An 11321-nucleotide genomic window follows, 5' to 3' on the forward strand; every position below is an offset into this window, starting at 1 on the left:
ATGAATAAAAAGGTTTCAATAATAGGGATATTTATATTAATTATGATAATTATTATTACTTTTGGTTATAGAAAGTTAGGAACTATTGAAGATAAGATAAAACTGCAAGAAGAAGACAAATATTTTAAGTATTATTCAAATGAAAATGATTCAAAGGCTATTAAGGAGTTAAGCGAAGTATTGAATGATAATTATAGTGCTATAACAGAGCGTTTTGACACTAATTTAGAAACAAAAGTAGAAATAACAATTTATCCGAATATAAAGGAATTTCATAAGGCTATTGGAAATGAAGATGCTAGTGATGGAATAGTTGGAGTTGCATATGACAATACAATAAAAATGGTATCACCATTAAATCCAGGTTCAATTCATAACAAGGAATCACTTCTTAAGGTTATTGTACATGAGTTTGTGCATATAGTAACATTTAATATTAATAATCAAAAAGAAAATAATATACCTACTTGGTTTATGGAAGGTATATCAGTTTATGAAGCTAATCAAATAACAGATTATGAAAAGAAAGCCATAAGAGAAAATCTATCCCAAAATACAGATATTACTATAGATGATATAAATGATAATTTTTATAATAATCAATTTAGTTATTTATATTCAGGATCTATAGTAGATTTCATTGTAAATGAATTTGGATATGAAAAGTTAATTCAAGTTATAAAATCTCCTAATGATATAGAAAATATTTTAGATTTATCAATTGAGGAACTAAAAAATAATTGGATTAACTATGTAGAAAAAAATTATAAGTAATTAAAGATGAAGGAACTTTTTAGAATATTATATATACAAATTAAATATTTATATTATAAATAAATATTTAGTGAGGATATATATGGCTAACAGAAATAAGTGTAATAAGTATTACTACAATGAAGATTCACCAAATTTTCTAGTGGAATATGGTTTAGGATTTCAAGAGGAAATGGAAAAGATAGATTACGCATGTGGAGATAGAATAACAGAAACAATAGGAGTAGTATCAGTAAATACTGCTAATTTAGATAGATTATTGACTGAAGTACCAAGTATAATTTTTTTAGAGCCAAGAAGTACTTATGTTCTTCAGGATATTTCACCAATTGATATAGATAGTTTTTATACAATAAATAATGATCCGTATTTAAATTTATCAGGAAGAGGAGTATTAGTTGGTTTAGTTGATACAGGAATAGATTATTTAAATGAAGAATTTACAAGAGAAGATGGATCAACAAGAATATTAAGTATTTGGGATCAAACTATTGTAAATAGTACAAGTGAAAATGTATATATTGGTAGAATATTTAGTGCTGAGGACATAAATAAAGCAATAAGTTTTTCTAAGAATAATGGAGATCCATACAATATTGTACCAACAAAAGATACGGTTGGGCACGGAACAAAGATGGCAAGTATAATTGGAGCCAGAGGATTTAATAGTAATGTTAAAGGTGTAGCAAATGATTGTGAATTTGTAATTGTTAAGCTTTTAGAATCTAGTAATTTTAAAAAAGTGTTGAGAGAAAATGGACTTCCAGATAGAAGTGTTTATAATGCATCAGAAATTTTAGCTGGTATAGATTATTTAAAAAAATATGCATTAAAAGCAAAGAGACCATTAGTTATTTGTTTGGGGGTTGGGACTACAGAAGGCAGTCATGATGGTAATAACCTGATATCAAGATATTTAACTAATGTTTCTAGAAATAGAGGGGTAGTTTCAGTTTGTGGAACAGGAAATCAAGGAGCTGCTCAAGGACATTCTTCAGGGGCCATTAAAAATCAAGGTGAGATTAAAACTATAGAGTTAAAAATACCTAAATTCCTTGTGGAGCTTCCTTTTTATATTTGGATTAAAAGGCCTAATAAAATGTCAATAAATATAATATCACCAGTAGGAGAACAATCAAATTTTATTTCACCTAAGAGAAAAAGTAAAACAGAAATAAAATACGTATTAAGCAATACGATTATGAGTTTATATCATTTTATACCAGAAACATTTACAGGGCATCAAGTTATAATAATAGGTTTTAGGAATTTAGTACCTGGAATATGGAAGATACAACTAAGTGGAGAGTATATAGTTGATGGTATATATGATATATGGCTTCCACCAAAAGAAGTATTACCTGAAGGAACAGTTTTTTTGGAGCCTGATCCTAATATAACGCTTACTATTCCTTCAACTGCTAGAAAGGTTGTCACTGTAGGTTATTATAATAATGAAAAAAAAGGAGGCGTTTCTGAATCAGGGAGAGGGTTCAATTCTAATGGACTAATAAATCCAGATATTGTAACAGCAGGAGTAAATATTTTAACTACAAAGCCATTAGGAGGAGTTAGTACACTTTCTGGAAGTAGTGCAGCAACAGCAGTATGTGCAGGAGCTTGTTGTTTATTATTGCAATGGGGAATAATTGATAAAAATGATTTAACTATGGATTCAATAAAAATTAGATCATATATTATGTATGGAGCACAAAGAAGAAGTGATTTTATTTACCCTAGTAGGGAGTTCGGGTATGGGGATTTAGATATATTAGGAACGTTTAAATTTATTGCTGGACTATATAAAAGCTATAGCAGAGATTATAAATATAATGAATACTATGTTGGAAATCTTTTTATAAGACTTCCAAAAGATATGGAGATATAAAAGTATGAATGGTGTTGAAAATTTTGATTATTATTTTATAAATCCAAATTATAAGCAATATATAGTTGAATATGAAGGAGATATAAAGGGCGAAGTAGAGAAAGTACCTGGATATCATGTACTTATACTAGATGAAAAATATGCAGTAGTTGCTACGGAAGAGAAATTAGAGATAAATTATAAAATGTTTAAATCAATTTTTTATGTAATGTATCCGGAATTATATACATTACAAGATATTAAACTAAATCAAGAGAATAAGAGTAATGTTATAGATATAAAAAATCCATTAGATTTAACCGGTAATAAAGTTATGGTAGCAGTTATAGGAACAGGTATAGATTATTTATCTAATACCTTTATTACAGAAGATGGGAAAAGTAGAATAGAGTTAATTTGGGATCAAACTATACCTTCAAATGGAAAATCTGAAGATAAGCAAGCTTATTATGGAAGTATATATACTAATGAAATGATAAATAATGCCATTAGCTTAGCTAGAAATGGAGGAAACCCTTATAGCATAGTACCTAGTATAGATGTTAATGGTCATGGAACAACACTAGCAAGTATTATAGGAGGATTTAATAGAGATAATAATTTTAAAGGTATAGCAAGTAAATGTAGCTTTATAGTTATTAAATTAAAAGAAACTGAGTATTATAAAAATGAATATCAAGTAGAAATACCTATATATAATTTACCTTCAATATATATAGCATTAAAATTTTTATACGAATATAAATTAAAAAATCTAACTCCAATTGTTATATATTTTCCTCTAGGAACTAACTCTGGAAATCATAAAGGAAGTGGGATATTAGAGGAATATATTGAGCTAATATCGATGAGTAGAGGCGTAGTAGTTGTATCGGGAACAGGAAATGAAGGGGCTAATGGCGGACATGCCTCGGGTATAATAAAATCTGAAGGAGAGATGAAGATAATTCAATTAGATGTTAATAAGAGACAAAAAATTTTACCTGTAGAAATATGGATAGATGCGCCTAATTTTATGACTATTGAAGTTGTTTCACCAGCAGGAGAAAGTACTGGTTTGAATCCATCTTTAATGAATTTTACAATGAATTATAAATATATATTAGAGGAAACCAATATTGAGATTTCATACTTTATACCAGAACAAACATCTGGAGATGAACTTATAAGAGTTACATTTCATAATCTAGTTCCAGGTATATGGCAATTTAGAATAATAGGAAAATTAATTATAAATGGTACATTTAATTTATGGTTACCTCAAAGGGGTATTAGACCAGAAAATACAAGGTTCAGTCCATCTGATCCATATAATACTATTACAAACCCATCAAACTCAAAGTATACTGTAACTGTAGCAAGCTATAACGAAAGAAATAATAATATTGTTAATTTTTCAGGAGTTGCAAGTCTTGATGAATACTTAGATGTAATAGATTTAGCTGCTCCAGGTGTAAATATACTATCTATAGCACCAGGGAATAAGATTACTTTAACAAGTGGAACTGCTGCATCAGCAGCAGTAGTTGCAGGGGTATGCGCATTGCTTTTAGAATGGGGGATAATAGAAGGAAATGACTTATATATTTATTCACAAAAAATTAAAGCATATTTAGAGAGAGGAACATATAAAAGGAAGGGAGATATATATCCTAATCCTCAATGGGGATATGGAATATTAAATGTATTTGAAATTTTTAGAAGTATGATTTGATGTATATCTTAAGAGATAAGTATGATTAAGACATTCTAGCTATCACCTTCTTTTCTTATATCAGAAGGTACACTTAATGCAAATATATCGATACAAATTAATATTTTGCTAATGGAACAAATTTATTTTGGTTAAATTAGTTTAACTAAGATTAAAATTATTTAACTTTTATTTAATTCACTTCTAATTTATAGATGATAACATATAAAAGAAAAAGTTATTTAAATTAAAGTTAACATGCTTATCAATATAAATAAAGAGAGATCACATTTAAGTAATATAATGTGATTTTTCTTTTTATTTAGAATGATTGTATAAAATTAATTAGATTGTGATGATAGTTTTCTTTAAGAATTAAGTATGTATAATAAATACCTTAATTACGATATTTTTACATTTTTGTATTTACAGAAAGTGGATAATGTTATATAATAATATAGTAATATTTTACAAATTTTAATTTAGGAGGTAGGGTTATGTTTATTAATTTAAAATCTGATGAAAATAAAATAGAATATAGTCTTTTTTTAATTAGTAGCTCTACCAGTGGAGATAATCTGTAAATTTTTATGGATTATTAGTTTGTTAATCGTTCCACCGTGAGTTATTAAACTCATGGTTTTTTTAAGGACTTAATTATTTAATAATAAGTGATATTTTAATGACCCTGGGTAAACTAGGGTCATTTTTATATAAAAAATAATTTAAAGGAGGATATTATTGAATGATGAAATTAGGAAAATATCAAAAAAATCAAATTGAAATAGGTAAAATAAATATAAATGGAGGAATATTGAATGTTTATTATCGGAGAAATAATTAATACAAATTCAGTTAATAGTAAAAGAGAATCGATTGAATTCGAAAGATATTGCAAAGATGAAAAATTAAGTTCAATTGAGGTTAGACGAGAAATTTATAAATCTTCAAAGAATAAAAGCAATAGATTATTAAAGAATCTTAAAATATTAGTGAAAATGATATTTTAGTATAAGTAAAAATTTTATAAAATATAATATAGTCAAAATACTCAACACTAGTTTAAATAATGTTGAGTATTTTTTTGCAAAGTTTATTTTAAATGATCATAATATAAAATAGAAATCATAATATATAATATTTAAAGAATTTAGTTAATTTTTTAATATAAGAGAATAATTAATGGCATATACAGATAATTTAAGTAGTGAAGATTTAATAATTCTAACTGATGCCAGTGCAAAAGCTTTATATAAAAATAAAAGTGCTGATGAAATAAATGTTATTGGGAATTTTATTATTGGAATAGAATGTTTAATGTTAACAATTGCAGCGTAAGAACAATGCTTAGAATCATTCCAACAAGAAAAAAATAAAAATAGTAGTGGGGGAGTAGGAACGGAATAAGATTAAAATAATATTATATATTTTTATATTGGTTAAAAAAATAAAAATGGTATAATGTAGAAAGAGATTCATATTATCATAATTTTTTTAGTTAATAATGATACTTAATGCATTTATTAATATTCATATGAAATACACTAAAGACAAATATAGAGGACGAGATATCCTTATAAAATTTTTTATAAATGGAGGATGAAAAGATGGGAGTTGCATTTAAAGATGTGAATTTTAGCAGATTGGTAGACAAGCTTAGTCCTTGTTGTCTTTCTGAGAATGTTTGTGGAGGGTGCGAGAGAGAAACCTGTTTAGTTGGATATGGAACGGAATGTATTAAAAATTGTATGATTAATAAAGTTACATATGTAATCGATGGATGTAAGAACATTCCGATTATGGATACAAGAATATATGACAAAGAATATATAATGGATGGAGTTGCAGACATTCTAAGAACTTGTAAAAGTTGTAAGGAAAATCATTTTGACAATTGTGTTGTAAATATTTTAAGAAGCTGCTATGAAGTTATTTTATTTGGCGAAGAAAAAGAATATAAAGGAAGTGCTCTTGTATATTTAAATGACTTAAAAGAATCTAATCCAGAAATAGCAGATAAATTATTTCAAAAATACATGACTAGGGGTTAGAGAATAAGCAATTTATTATAGTAATGAGCTATTTTGTATATTTACACTTACAAGATTAATAAATTATTATAAAGAAATATTATATATGATATAGGTGTTTCTAAGATTTCAGAATATTAAATATAAGCCTTTTGGCCTAACATAGAACTGTGTTAGGCTTTTTAGTATTTTGGTATAATAATATATTTTAAAGATTTTTATTAAGAGGAGTAAATACCTAAATTTATTAAGGTATTTAATAGAATAAATAAAATTCCAATTATTATATGTATTATAATTACATTTAATCCTAAATATTATATAATGTTTATATAAATATTACTTAAATTTAATCGGAGGATAGCATATGTACAAGTATATGTATAAAGAGGCTCAAACACATGGATTGTTTAGGGGTGATGCAAATCATAGGGAAATCATAGATAAGTATAGTAAAGAAGGATGGAGGTTTGTTACGGCAATACCTTCAGAATTTTATAGTAATAATGGAGGAATAAAGAGATTTGATTTAGTATTTGAAAAGGAAATAGATGAATCACTATAAAAATTATTTGAAGGGCTGGTATATATGATAAATATTAGAACCATTTCTATATCTGATTATAGGGATATATATTTGCTAAATAAAGAATTAGGTTATTTATATCCAGAAGAAAGAGTTAGAGAAAAAATTAATTATATAATAGAAAACAAAAAAGATATTATTTTAGTAGCTTATATAGATAATAATATAATTGGATATATACATGGTAGTGAATATGAGTTACTATATTCTGATTCTTTAATAAATATTTTAGGATTTGTAGTTAGAGAATCTTATAGAAAAAATGGTGTAGGAAAAGCCTTAATAGATAAATTAGAAGAAGTAGCAAGAAAAAATAAATATTCTGGAATAAGGCTAGTATCGGGAATTGATAGAGAAAATGCACATAGATTTTATGAGAGAAATGGTTATATTTACAGAAAAGAACAGAAGAATTTTATTAAATTATTTAGTTAGATTTATATTCATACAATTCTATAAATAAAGTTAAGTAAATTTTAAGATTAAAAGGAATAATTATAGAAAAAATATAGGCTGCAGGTAAAATGAAAAGTTTTTAAAAAGCAATTTATATAACTGTTTGTATTGTAAGTGGGTTTATCATACTATTTTCCTTATTAAAATTTAATGATAATAGGTTCTACAGTTATTATAATTTCCACTTTGATTTTTGTACATTCTTAATAGTAAGATCAAATTAGAATTAAGAAAAAAGAATGAGTGTAGTAGTTCTATAACAAGACTTAAAAGACACCTTTAGTGCCCTTTAAGAAATGAAAACATTACCCTTACCAACTATAACAATTCTATAACCTGGAAGTAAGGCTGTTAAGTTAAATTTATCGGATTTAGGAGTAAGACGAATGGATTGGACAATAATTTGATTTTCATCAAACACCTGTAAATAAACACTATTGGTTTCAGATATGTTTTGCACTATATATTTATTTTCAGAAGAAAAATTTAAGTCAGAAGCTTGGTAAACACCTTCTTCAAATAAATTTATAGCATAAGTATGTTGTGTAAAAGTACTAAAAAACAAAGATAATGAAATTATAAATAAAAGTATTGATTTTTTCATAGCCTAACCACCTTTCATATTTATTTTAATCAAATATGAAATAAATATTCAAAGGTGTGCAAAGTTAAATAAGAAATTAAGTAAGATATATAATTTATTTAAGCTTGGTATGTTAATGGGGCTTTGTAAGGAAATGAATAATTTATACTATATTTTATAGAGAGGTGGACCATATAATAATCCACCATTTAATATTAGTTTATTATTAAGATTTACAGGAAATTAATTCATAGTATTATTAGAACCAAAAACCTCCACAATTTCCAAAGAAGTTATTGAATCCACAACATCTATTGAATCTACGACATCTACGACATCTACAGCAGCATCTATTAAATCCACAAAATGGCATATTATTCACCTCTCTATAGTATATAATTTAATATATTCCAAGCGTCACATAAGTGTTACTAGGTATAGAGTAAAATTTTAATTAGAAGTTACAGTAAAGTAAGCTAATTATTGTGAAAATATAAGGTTTTCCAATTAAAAGATGGCACTAACTGTAGCAAATTTAATGCTTTTTATTAAATTCTAGGGACAATAATGAAAATTATGGTGAATATGAAAATATTTAATTATAGATAAAATAGTAATTAGCTTACTGTGATCGGAAAACCTTACCAGAAGCAAAAGGTAAATTAGATAATTTATGATATGAAAAAGTATGGGTGATTACAACCATCCAGTATAGCTTTATGACATTGGAGAATCATTTGATAAAACAATCTGTTAGGGGAAGATCAACTTTTAAATTAGAATTAATATAAAGTATTAATAGATTAATATCACAAAAAATTATCTAATAAATTATACTTTACAATGATAAAATTTCAATGGAATTTGGAGATGAAATAATAAAATTCAAGAGGAGATTAAAATGAATAAAAAATTAATTATAGTTAATGGAGCTATGGGAGTAGGTAAAACTACAACCTGTAAGGAGTTAAATAAAAGTCTTCAAAATTCCGTATTGCTTGATGGAGACTGGTGTTGGATGATGAATCCTTTTGTTGTTAATGAAGAAAATAAAAAAATGGTAATAGATAATATAACATATTTGCTTAGAGGATTTATTAGGAATTCAACAATAGAATATGTTATTTTTACATGGGTTATACATAGAGAAGAAATTTATAACAATATTTTAGAACCTTTAAAGGACTTAGATTTTGAAGTTATTAAGCTAACTCTTACATGCTCTAAAGATACATTGAGGAATAGAGTATTAAGAGATGTAAAGCTTAACTTAAGAACTGAAGAATCTATAAATAGGAGTATCGAATATCTAGACTTATATAAAAATATGGATACAAAAGAAATTGATACAACTGATCTCTCTATATTAGAAGTAGTTGAATTGATAACAAATAATATAATTAATCATATTAAAAAATAAATTTTATTTATTAAGGTATTACCGAAAGTTATATTAGGTTTTATACAAATATAAAATCTAGTATTTAATTAAGGAGTAATAGAGTTATCAGTAAGAACTATAGAAAATCATGAAGGCTTTTGGGATAGTTATGTAGAAATCTAAAACTGAAATTTTAGATAGTATTAGTAAAGTGGAGAAAGGATGAAAAAAATGGGGGATTATGAAATAATTCAAATAATATCGAATTCAAAAGATATTTATTCTGAATATTCTAATGAAGAAAATGGCTATTTTACTTTGCCAATAGTATGTTTTGCATTAGTAGAATATAATGATGGATCAAGAAAAGTAATTCCAATGGATATGGATGTAGACGGTACAATTGGACCAAAGGGGAGAGATTTTATAGGAATTACTACTCATAAAATAGAAGAATAATAAAGTCTTTAGGATGAATTTATGAAAAAGGGAGATAAATTATTTGTTAGAATAGATCATAAGAATAAAGATTTAGAATATACGTCGACTGATTTCACAAAACATGTAGACTATCTAAATAAAATTTCTAAGGAGAGGTATTTTTTAGGTGGAGGATTTAATAATACTAATGGAGGCATGATTTTATTTGAAGCAAAAGATATAAATGATGCAAGAAATATTGCAGAAGAGGATCCAATAATAAAAGGAAAGTTTTTTACTTTTGATTTATATGAATGGGAATTTATTTATTTTATCTGAAAATAGTGATTAAAATTTATAAGCTTATTTATAAAAAATATCTATATTTGAAAATTAAATATTATGAAATCATTGTATAATATAAATTAAGACATTTAAAATAATAACTAGTTATGGGGAGATTGATATGAGTAATATAGACTTGCATATGCATTCATGCTTTAGTGATGATGGAGAGTATACTCCAGAAGAAATTATCGATAAAGCAGTAAAAAATAATGTTGAAATAATTTCTATAAGTGATCATAATTCAGTAAAGGCAATAGAAAGAGCTTTAAATTATACAAAGGATAAGGAGATAAAAGTTATACCAGGAATAGAAATAGACTGCACCTTTAATGGTATAAACTTACATTTACTTGGATACAATATAGATTATAAAGAAAAGGATTTCTATAATATTGAAGAAGATATTTTAAATCAAGAAAGAAGTGCTTCAAAAGAAAAGATAGGGTTAATAAAGGAACACACAGGTTTAAATATACACGAAGAGGAAGTTCTTAAAAGATCGACAAATGGAGTTGTTACAGGTGAGTTAATAGCTGAAATACTATTAGAAGATAAGGAAAATAGGAATTCTACTATAATGAAGCCGTATTTAGAAGGTGGAAGTAGAAGTGATATGCCTTATGTAAATTTTTATTGGGACTATTTTTCACAAGGAAAACCAGCTTATGTACCAATAAAATTTATAACTTTAAAAGAAGCAATTAAATTAATTCATAGGCATGGTGGTCAAGCAATAATTGCGCATCCAGGAAATAATTTAAAAGAAAATCTAGATATAATAGATGAATTGATAAAAGAAGGAATAGATGGTATAGAGGTTTTTAGTAGTTATCATACAAAAGAGCAAACCGATTATTTTTATATTAAGGCTTTAAAAAATGATATGATAATAACTTGTGGAAGTGATTTTCATGGAAAGACAAAACCTAATATAGAAATTGGGAAATTTAAGTTTGAGCCTAAAGATATTTCAATAGATAAAATATTTAAGTAAGTGATATTAATATTTTTCGCATTTAAAATTTATGAAAGTTACTTCTTTAACTTATTTAATGGAAACAAATATTGAATTTAAAAAATCGATAATACTAAAATTGGTAAATTTAAAGCTAATTAAAATAGTAAGGTAGCTAATCTTAAATGATTTTAAATAGTATATAAA

The 11321-nt window shown here is 25.7% G+C and carries 13 protein-coding genes; 12 read left to right on the top strand and 1 reads right to left on the bottom strand.

Going from position 1 to position 11321, the window contains the following annotated elements; translation table 11 throughout:
- The 8 genes from I2A75_RS03240 (at nucleotide 1) to I2A75_RS03275 (ending at nucleotide 7406) form a co-directional block, all read left to right on the top strand.
- Complete coding sequence (locus I2A75_RS03240) at nucleotides 1-774, top strand: peptidase MA family metallohydrolase (RefSeq protein WP_195263039.1); 774 nt, start codon at nucleotides 1-3, stop codon at nucleotides 772-774.
- A gap of 82 nt (nucleotides 775-856) precedes the next feature.
- Entirely contained in the window at nucleotides 857-2662 is a 1806-nt protein-coding gene (locus tag I2A75_RS03245; protein ID WP_195263040.1) for a S8 family peptidase, read from the top strand.
- A gap of 4 nt (nucleotides 2663-2666) precedes the next feature.
- Nucleotides 2667-4376, top strand: coding sequence for a S8 family peptidase (locus I2A75_RS03250; RefSeq protein ID WP_195263041.1), 1710 nt, complete (start codon nucleotides 2667-2669; stop codon nucleotides 4374-4376).
- Between the two features lie 797 nt (nucleotides 4377-5173).
- A complete protein-coding gene (locus I2A75_RS03255; protein WP_195263042.1) occupies nucleotides 5174-5365 on the top strand; it encodes a hypothetical protein in 192 nt (63 codons plus the stop codon).
- A gap of 172 nt (nucleotides 5366-5537) precedes the next feature.
- Entirely contained in the window at nucleotides 5538-5693 is a 156-nt protein-coding gene (locus tag I2A75_RS03260) for a hypothetical protein (protein ID WP_195263043.1), read from the top strand.
- A gap of 269 nt (nucleotides 5694-5962) precedes the next feature.
- Complete coding sequence (locus tag I2A75_RS03265; RefSeq protein ID WP_195263044.1) at nucleotides 5963-6406, top strand: hypothetical protein; 444 nt, start codon at nucleotides 5963-5965, stop codon at nucleotides 6404-6406.
- Between the two features lie 346 nt (nucleotides 6407-6752).
- Complete coding sequence (locus tag I2A75_RS03270) at nucleotides 6753-6950, top strand: DUF4177 domain-containing protein (protein ID WP_195263045.1); 198 nt, start codon at nucleotides 6753-6755, stop codon at nucleotides 6948-6950.
- A 24-nt stretch (nucleotides 6951-6974) separates the two neighbouring features.
- The gene (locus I2A75_RS03275) at nucleotides 6975-7406 is read left to right on the top strand and encodes a GNAT family N-acetyltransferase (protein WP_195263046.1); all 432 of its coding nucleotides are present in this window, start codon (nucleotides 6975-6977) and stop codon (nucleotides 7404-7406) included.
- Between the two features lie 310 nt (nucleotides 7407-7716).
- Here I2A75_RS03275 and I2A75_RS03280 read toward each other — a convergent pair whose 3' ends face one another.
- Nucleotides 7717-8031, bottom strand: a complete 315-nt coding sequence (locus I2A75_RS03280; protein ID WP_195263047.1) for a hypothetical protein — start codon at nucleotides 8029-8031, stop codon at nucleotides 7717-7719.
- A gap of 880 nt (nucleotides 8032-8911) precedes the next feature.
- Here I2A75_RS03280 and I2A75_RS03285 point away from each other — a divergent pair.
- The 4 genes from I2A75_RS03285 (at nucleotide 8912) to I2A75_RS03300 (ending at nucleotide 11153) form a co-directional block, all read left to right on the top strand.
- Nucleotides 8912-9430, top strand: a complete 519-nt coding sequence (locus I2A75_RS03285) for an AAA family ATPase (protein WP_195263048.1) — start codon at nucleotides 8912-8914, stop codon at nucleotides 9428-9430.
- A gap of 183 nt (nucleotides 9431-9613) precedes the next feature.
- Complete coding sequence (locus I2A75_RS03290; protein ID WP_195263049.1) at nucleotides 9614-9850, top strand: hypothetical protein; 237 nt, start codon at nucleotides 9614-9616, stop codon at nucleotides 9848-9850.
- Between the two features lie 21 nt (nucleotides 9851-9871).
- Nucleotides 9872-10150, top strand: a complete 279-nt coding sequence (locus tag I2A75_RS03295) for a YciI family protein (RefSeq protein WP_195263050.1) — start codon at nucleotides 9872-9874, stop codon at nucleotides 10148-10150.
- A 127-nt stretch (nucleotides 10151-10277) separates the two neighbouring features.
- Nucleotides 10278-11153: a PHP domain-containing protein gene (locus tag I2A75_RS03300; RefSeq protein WP_195263051.1), complete on the top strand. Its 876-nt coding sequence runs from the start codon at nucleotides 10278-10280 to the stop codon at nucleotides 11151-11153.
- Nucleotides 11154-11321 lie beyond the last annotated feature (168 nt).

This window comes from Clostridium sp. 1001275B_160808_H3 (assembly GCF_015550425.1).
Classification (GTDB): Bacteria; Bacillota; Clostridia; order Clostridiales; family Clostridiaceae; genus Clostridium.

Bases quoted from the DNA above. Each gene is read 5' to 3' on its own strand.
- I2A75_RS03240 (WP_195263039.1), top strand. From the start codon at position 1: ATGAATAAAAAGGTTTCAATAATAGGGATATTTATATTAATTATGATA.
- I2A75_RS03245 (WP_195263040.1), top strand. From the start codon at position 857: ATGGCTAACAGAAATAAGTGTAATAAGTATTACTACAATGAAGATTCA.
- I2A75_RS03250 (WP_195263041.1), top strand. From the start codon at position 2,667: ATGAATGGTGTTGAAAATTTTGATTATTATTTTATAAATCCAAATTAT.
- I2A75_RS03255 (WP_195263042.1), top strand. From the start codon at position 5,174: ATGTTTATTATCGGAGAAATAATTAATACAAATTCAGTTAATAGTAAA.
- I2A75_RS03260 (WP_195263043.1), top strand. From the start codon at position 5,538: ATGGCATATACAGATAATTTAAGTAGTGAAGATTTAATAATTCTAACT.
- I2A75_RS03265 (WP_195263044.1), top strand. From the start codon at position 5,963: ATGGGAGTTGCATTTAAAGATGTGAATTTTAGCAGATTGGTAGACAAG.
- I2A75_RS03270 (WP_195263045.1), top strand. From the start codon at position 6,753: ATGTACAAGTATATGTATAAAGAGGCTCAAACACATGGATTGTTTAGG.
- I2A75_RS03275 (WP_195263046.1), top strand. From the start codon at position 6,975: ATGATAAATATTAGAACCATTTCTATATCTGATTATAGGGATATATAT.
- I2A75_RS03280 (WP_195263047.1), bottom strand. From the start codon at position 8,031: ATGAAAAAATCAATACTTTTATTTATAATTTCATTATCTTTGTTTTTT.
- I2A75_RS03285 (WP_195263048.1), top strand. From the start codon at position 8,912: ATGAATAAAAAATTAATTATAGTTAATGGAGCTATGGGAGTAGGTAAA.
- I2A75_RS03290 (WP_195263049.1), top strand. From the start codon at position 9,614: ATGAAAAAAATGGGGGATTATGAAATAATTCAAATAATATCGAATTCA.
- I2A75_RS03295 (WP_195263050.1), top strand. From the start codon at position 9,872: ATGAAAAAGGGAGATAAATTATTTGTTAGAATAGATCATAAGAATAAA.
- I2A75_RS03300 (WP_195263051.1), top strand. From the start codon at position 10,278: ATGAGTAATATAGACTTGCATATGCATTCATGCTTTAGTGATGATGGA.